The 6,974-nt window shown below is 69.7% G+C and carries 6 protein-coding genes; 5 read left to right on the forward strand and 1 reads right to left on the reverse strand.

Features of this window, described 5'->3' with window-relative positions; translation table 11 throughout:
* Positions 1 to 1,371, reverse strand: a complete 1,371-nt coding sequence (locus ACTJKH_RS11265; protein ID WP_440736982.1) for an MFS transporter — start codon at positions 1,369 to 1,371, stop codon at positions 1 to 3.
* Positions 1,372 to 1,470: 99 nt separating this feature from the next.
* On the opposite strand from ACTJKH_RS11265, the gene ACTJKH_RS11270 reads away from it, so the two are divergent.
* The 5 genes from ACTJKH_RS11270 (at position 1,471) to ACTJKH_RS11290 (ending at position 6,953) form a co-directional block, all read left to right on the forward strand.
* The gene (locus ACTJKH_RS11270) at positions 1,471 to 1,884 is read left to right on the forward strand and encodes a winged helix-turn-helix transcriptional regulator (protein WP_440736983.1); all 414 of its coding nucleotides are present in this window, start codon (positions 1,471 to 1,473) and stop codon (positions 1,882 to 1,884) included.
* A gap of 50 nt (positions 1,885 to 1,934) precedes the next feature.
* The gene (gene argG / locus ACTJKH_RS11275; protein ID WP_440736984.1) at positions 1,935 to 3,368 is read left to right on the forward strand and encodes an argininosuccinate synthase; all 1,434 of its coding nucleotides are present in this window, start codon (positions 1,935 to 1,937) and stop codon (positions 3,366 to 3,368) included.
* 230 nt (positions 3,369 to 3,598) lie between these two features.
* Positions 3,599 to 4,222: a TetR/AcrR family transcriptional regulator gene (locus ACTJKH_RS11280; protein WP_259161112.1), complete on the forward strand. Its 624-nt coding sequence runs from the start codon at positions 3,599 to 3,601 to the stop codon at positions 4,220 to 4,222.
* Positions 4,219 to 5,121, forward strand: a complete 903-nt coding sequence (locus ACTJKH_RS11285; protein ID WP_440736985.1) for a hypothetical protein — start codon at positions 4,219 to 4,221, stop codon at positions 5,119 to 5,121. Before ACTJKH_RS11280 ends, ACTJKH_RS11285 begins: the two co-directional genes overlap by 4 nt.
* Positions 5,118 to 6,953, forward strand: a complete 1,836-nt coding sequence (locus tag ACTJKH_RS11290; RefSeq protein ID WP_440736986.1) for a YhgE/Pip family protein — start codon at positions 5,118 to 5,120, stop codon at positions 6,951 to 6,953. Before ACTJKH_RS11285 ends, ACTJKH_RS11290 begins: the two co-directional genes overlap by 4 nt.
* The last annotated feature ends 21 nt before the right edge of the window (positions 6,954 to 6,974 follow it).

Here is a 6,974-nt window from a genome sequence, read left to right on the forward strand (position 1 = left end):
TCAGCGGGGTTCGAGGACCGAGGGCCCGGCGGTGCGACTCCGGAGCGGCGCCAGCGCGGCGACGACGACCATCGCGGCGGCGACGAGAAGCGCGACGATGAAACCGCGAGACCCTGTGATCGAGGCGATCGTGCCGAGCACGGCGATCCCGAGACCGCCGCCGAGGGCGAAGCCGACCTCCTGGATCGCCCCCACCTGGCCGGCGTCGTCTTCGGTGGTCACGTCGAAGAGGGTCGTCGCGGCGAGCGTGGCCGCGACGCCGAATCCCAGCCCGACCAGCACGAGCGGGATCGCGACGAGATCGACGCCCGTCGCGAGCCAGACGAGGCCCGCGCCCTGCATCACGAGCGCGAGCACGGTGAGAGTGGGTGACGTCAGCCACCGGAGGAACAGCGGGGCGAGCACTCCGCCGAGCGCGATGGCCACCGCCTGCGGAAGGATCGCGATGCCGGCTTCGGCCGCACTGTACCCCCGCGCATCCTGCAGGTGCAGGCTCACCAGGAGCACGGACGCCGTCGATACGCCGCCGCTCGCCACGATGCGCACGATGGCGGGACTGAATCCCGGCACTCGGAAGAGTCGCATGTCGATGAGGGGCTCAGGCAGGGTGCGCTGACGGCGGATGAAGAACACGAGCGTTCCGACCGCGACGACCCCGGCGATGCCAGCGGCGAGCGGGGCTGCGAGCACCTCATGCAGGGCGAAGACGAGAGCCCCGAGGGCGACGATCGACGACACGATGCTGAGGACGTCCCATGACGGCGGCCGCGAGCTGCGGGAGTCGGGCACGAGCCAGATCGCGAGCACCCCCGCCACGACCGCGAGCGGCACGCTGCCCAGCAGCAGCCAGCGCCACCCCGGCCCCTCGGTCACCAGCCCGCCGAGTACCGGGCCCAGCGCGCTGCCGGCTCCGAAGGTCGCGGTCCACAGCCCGTAGGCCAGCACGCGCTGACGTGAGTGATAGTGCGCACCGATCGTGGCGACGACGCCTGCCACGACGAACGCCTCGGCGACGCCGAGGAGCGCGCGTACGACGATCAGCAGCATCCCGTCCTGCGCGAATCCGCCCACGGCGTTCAGCACGGCGAAGCCGGCGAGTCCCAGGAGCACGATCCGCTTGCGCCCGAACGCGTCGCCGATCCGGGCGGCGATGATCAGCGTCGCCGCCAGAGAGAGTGCATACACGTCGACGAGCCAGAGCGCGCCGCTGTCGCTGAGGACGAGGTCGCCGCGGATCGCCGGAAGCGCGGTCGACATGCTGCTGATCGCGAGCGCACCGATCAGGATGCCGAGGAGCAGGGGGATCATGGCGAGCCACGGATGCCGAGTCGCACGAGGCCGGGCGTCAGCCGCGGGAAGGGGGAAAGTCACTGCCTCAGTCTCGCGCCGAGGGTACACTTCAGACAAGTACGGTCATTCTTGGTACATAGTGACCGTTTGGATACTATGGGCCCAGTGGAGGGCAGACGGATGAGGGAGAAGACGGAGCGCATCGTCCGCGAATGGGGCGACGCGTGCGACGCCGAGGTCTCGATCGCAGTGCTCGGCGGGGCGTGGAAGCCGAGCATCCTCAGCCTCCTCGGCGAGCATGGCGTGCTGCGATTCGGCGAGCTCAGCAGACTGCTCGACGAGCCGACCGCCCGCGTGCTGACCCGCCAGCTGCGCGAACTCGAAGACGACGGGCTGCTCATCCGCACGGTCTATCGACAGGTCCCGCCCAAGGTCGAGTACCGCCTGAGCGACCTCGGCCGCGGATCGATGCCGCTCGTCGAGGCGCTGACCGACTGGGGAGGTCGCTACGCCGCGCACCAGCGGCGCGGACTGGCACGCATGGCGGCCGAGCCGGAGACGCTCGACGAACTCGAATCCGCCGACGCACGCTGACCGACCCGTGCGTCAGAAACAGGCGACACGCCGCCGATAGACTGGGAACCATGTCCAAGGTCCTCCAGTCACTTCCCGTCGGCGAGCGCGTCGGCATCGCCTTCTCCGGAGGACTCGACACCTCCGTCGCCGTCGCCTGGATGCGCGACAAGGGCGCCGTCCCCTACACGTACACCGGAGATCTCGGCCAGTACGACGAAGACGACATCGAGTCGATCCCCGGCCGTGCCCTCGAGTACGGCGCCGAGGCCTCGCGCCTGATCGACTGCAAGACCGCCCTGGTCGAGGAGGGCCTCGTCGCCCTCTCGTGCGGCGCCTTCCACATCCGCTCCGGCGGCAAGACGTACTTCAACACCACGCCCCTGGGCCGCGCCGTCACCGGCACGCTGCTCGTGCGTGCGATGAAGGAGGACGGCGTCGACATCTGGGGCGACGGCTCGACCTACAAGGGCAACGACATCGAGCGGTTCTACCGCTACGGCCTGCTCGCCAACCCCCGCCTGCGCGTCTACAAGCCCTGGCTCGACGCCGACTTCGTGACCGAGCTCGGCGGACGCAAGGAGATGAGCGAGTGGCTCCAGGCCCACGACTTCCCGTACCGCGACTCGGTCGAGAAGGCGTACTCGACCGACGCCAACATCTGGGGCGCGACGCATGAGGCGAAGACCCTCGAGCACCTGAACGTCTCGCTCGAGACCGTCGACCCGATCATGGGCGTCAAGTTCTGGGACCCCTCGGTCGCGATCGAGACCGAAGACGTCACCGTCACCTTCGAGGCCGGTCGCCCGGTCGCCATCAACGGCGTCGAGTACACCGACCCGGTGGCGCTGGTGCAGGAGGCGAACACGATCGGCGGACGCCACGGCCTCGGCATGAGCGACCAGATCGAGAACCGCATCATCGAGGCGAAGTCGCGCGGCATCTACGAGGCCCCGGCCATGTCGCTGCTGTTCATCGCCTACGAGCGCCTCGTCAACGGCATCCTGAACGAAGACACCCTCGCCACGTACCACGAGCAGGGTCGCCGCCTCGGACGCCTGATGTACGAGGGCCGCTGGCTCGAGCCGCAGTCGCTCATGCTGCGCGAGTCGATCCAGCGCTGGGTCGGCCTCACGATCTCGGGCTCGGTCACGATCCGCCTGCGTCGCGGTGACGACTGGACGATCCTCGACACCACGTCGCCGAACCTGTCGTACGGCCCCGAGAAGCTGTCGATGGAGCGCGTCGGCGACGCCGCCTTCGGCCCGGTCGACCGCATCGGACAGCTGACGATGCGCAACCTCGACATCGCGGACTCGCGCTCGCGCCTCGAGCAGTATGCGGGTCTCGGCCTCATCGGCGGCGCCACCGGCGAACTCGTCGGCCGCGTCACCGCCGGCGAGTCCGGTGAGATCACGGGTTCCGTGGAGGAGGTCGATGAGAACCTCGCCGATGCGGTCGACAACGCATCCGAGGGCGCTGCGTTCGACTCCGGACTCGACTGATCTGTCGGTTTCAGAGAGGGGGCGGATGCTGCGGCATCCGCCCCCTCTTGCGTGTGTCCGGCGGTTCGGCGTTCACAATTCAGCATGAACGTCGGGCCTCGACGCTGGATCGTGCTGGTAAAGGCTCAGAGCGGCGATCCGTGCTGAGTTGTGAACGGCCCACTGTTCAGACCCTGTGAGTCCTCCGAGTTATCTTGCACACACCTGTGCACATTAAGTACGATGGGTCCATGACCACCCGTGCTCCCCGCCGCGACTCCGTCGAGAACCGCGCCGGCATCCTCGATGCGGCCCGCGCCACCCTGGCCGCCGACCCGCGAGCCTCGATCGACGTCATCGCCCGCAGCGCCGGCCTCTCGCGTCGCACCCTGTACGGCCACTTCGACGACCGCGAGGCACTGATCCGCGAGCTCATCTCGGTCGGCGCGCAGCGATTCAACGCGATCGCCGAATCCGTGACCGACGCCGACGCCCGCATCGCCCTCGCCCGCCTCGCCGCCCGGCTCTGGCAGGAGGCGGCGCACGTGCAGGTCGCCGCAGCGCTGGCCCTCGACGAGGCCCATGTCGAGCACACCGCCGACGCCCTCGCCCCCCTCCGCCGCACGGTCGCCGCGCTCGCCCGCCGAGGTCAGGATGACGGCAGCTTCCGCACCGACCTCGCGGCACCCACCCTGGCGCGACTCATCGAAGAGGTCGCCCGCACGGTCGTGTCGCGCACGGATGCCGCCAGCACCGGCGCCGCCAACCTCGCCGTCCGCACGCTGCTCAGCATCGCGGGGCTCTCGTGGCGTGAAGCCGATGAGCTGCTGACCGCCCACCCCGACATCGTCGACCTTCAGGAGGTCAGCGCATGAGAGTCACCCTGCATGACGTCAGCAAGGGCAAGGGTGGCCAGGCGCTGCCGTCCATGAGCCTGGAGTTCCACTCCGGAGCCGTGCGCTTCGCCCTCGCCGAGACTGAGCAGCGCCCGAGCGTGCTCGGCCTCATCGCGAGCGGCCGAATGAAGCCCGACACCGGCCGCGTCACGATCGACGGCACGGCGAACAACCGGATGCTGCGCCGCACGATCGCTCTCGTCGATGCCCCCGACGTCAGCGACCCGCACGCCGACATCACCCTCGCGGGCGTCGTCGGCGAGGAGCTTATGTTCGCCGGCGTCGGCGCGACGCCTCTGCACGCCCGCCGGTGGCTCTCCCAGCTCGGCTTCGGCGAGCTGGCCGGTGTTCCGATCGGCAACGTCGATCCGGCCGCGCGCGTGCGCATTCTGTGCGAGCTGGCGATCCTGCGCAAGGGCACCGAGGGCATCGTGCTCGTCTCCCCCGACCGGCACGGCGGCAGCCCCGACGGATGGTGGCGCATCGCGTCGGAGTTCGCCGACCGCGGCTATGCCATGCTCGTGATCATCGGCGGCTCGGCGGCCGTCGCCCTCGAGCGGATGCACGAGCTCGAGGCGATCAACGCCTCGGGACCGATCGAGCCGCTCGTGCTCGACGCACCTGCCGCCGATTCGGCCGATGACTCGGCGGACGACTCCGACGACGTCGACGACGCATCCGCTCCCCCGGTGGAGCCGGACGAGTCAGACGATCGGGCCGACGCACCGCGCGCCGACGCCGAACACGGCGGCAACGCATCGGATGATCTGGAGTCGCCTTCCCCCGAGACGGACGACGCCGACTCAGACGACGACGCGCAGGCCGCCGACGACACAGACACAGACACACACACGCCCCGGAACGGAGCCGAACGATGAAGGTTCCCTCGATGATCGCCGCCGAGCTGCGGCGCCTCACAGCGAGCAAGATGGGCATCGTCGCCCTGATCGCGCTCGTGTGCGTGCCGATCCTCTACGGCGGCCTCTACCTCTGGGCCAACCAGGATCCCTACGCGAAGTTCCCCGACGTGCCGGTCGCGCTGGTCGTCGACGACGAGGGGGCGGCGACGCCCACCACAGGCACGGACGCTCCGACCGGAGAGACCGTCAACTACGGCGAGGACGTCGCCGACAACCTCATCGAGGGCAATGCCTTCGACTGGCAGCTCATGTCGGCCGACGAGGCGGCGGATGCTCTGCGCGAGGGCACGGTCGACTTCACCGTCACGATCCCCGCCGACTTCTCGGCTGCGCTGACCTCCGCCGCGGGCGACGATCCGCACCAGGCGCGCATCGATCTCGAGACCAACGACGCCAACAACTACCTGGCCTCGTCGATGGGCACGCAGGCGGTCGAGAAGATCCGCAGCTCGGTGGCCGAGATGGTCGGCAGCGAGGCCGCCGAACGGCTGCTCACCGGGCTCAGCGACGTGCGCGACAACCTGGTCACCGCGGTCGACGGAGCGAACCAGCTCACCGACGGCGCCAACACGGCAGCCACCGGAAGTACGACCCTCGCCGACGGCACCAGCAAGCTCGCCAGCGGGACGTCGCAGCTCGCGAGCGGCGCGGCCACCCTCGCATCGGGGGCCCAGCAGGTGAGCGACGGCAACCGTCAACTCGCCGACGTCGCCGACCGAGCAGGCTCGGCCGTGCAGCAGGCGACGAACGCGCTGCCTCAGGTGCGGGAGGACATCACGACCGTCCTCACCGACCAGGGCCTCACTCAGGACGAGATCGACCAGGTGCTGGCCACCCTCGATCCGCTCGGCGCCCGCCTCGAAGAGGGCAACACCACTGTGCAGAACGCGGTCGACAAGGTCGATCAGCTCGCGGCGGGCGCCGCATCCGTGGCATCCGGAGCCTCGCAGCTCGCCTCGGGGGCGAAGACCGTCGCCACCGGCGCGGCGGCCGCGAACGACGGCGCGGCGCAGCTGCGCGACGGACTCGGCACCCTCGCATCGGGCACCGCCGAGCTGCGCGACGGGCTGGCCGACGGGGTCGAGCAGATCCCCGCCTCGACCCCTGAACTGCGCACCCAGCAGGCCGACACGATCGCCGACCCGGTGAAGGTGTCGAGCGATAAGGTCGCGTCCGCCGAGGACTACGGCGCAGGGCTCGCCCCGTTCTTCGCCGCCCTGTCGGCCTGGATCGGCATCTACGCGCTGTTCCTCATCGTCAAGCCGATCTCGCGTCGAGCCGTGACCGCCCTGCACTCGCCGATCCGGGTGACTCTCGCCGGCTGGCTGACCCCGGCCATGCTCGGCGCCGTTCAGATGCTCGGACTCATGGGTATCCTCGCGATCACCCTCGGCTTCACGTTCAACAACCCCATCGGCACGCTCGGCGTGATGATCTTCGCGTCGGCGACGTTCGCGGCGATCATCCTCGCCCTCAACGTCTGGCTCGGTTCAGTCGGACAGTTCCTGGGCCTGGTGCTCATGGTCCTGCAGCTCGTGACGGCGGGCGGAACCTTCCCCTGGCAGACTCTGCCCGCGCCCCTCGCTGCGCTGCACCATGTGCTGCCGCTCGGTTACGTCGTCGACGCCATGAGGCAGCTGATGTACGGCGGGAACCTCGGCAGGGCGGGCTGGGATCTCGTGGTGCTGGGCATCTGGCTCGTCGGAGCTCTGCTCCTCGCGGCCATCGGCGTGACGCGGATGACGCACCGTCGGACCCTGCGCGACCTGCAGCCGAGCCTGATCGGCTGAGCCGAACGTGCGGGGGCCCGA

Source organism: Microbacterium sp. 22215 (assembly GCF_052045655.1).
In the GTDB taxonomy this organism is placed as follows: Bacteria; Actinomycetota; Actinomycetes; order Actinomycetales; family Microbacteriaceae; genus Microbacterium; species Microbacterium phyllosphaerae.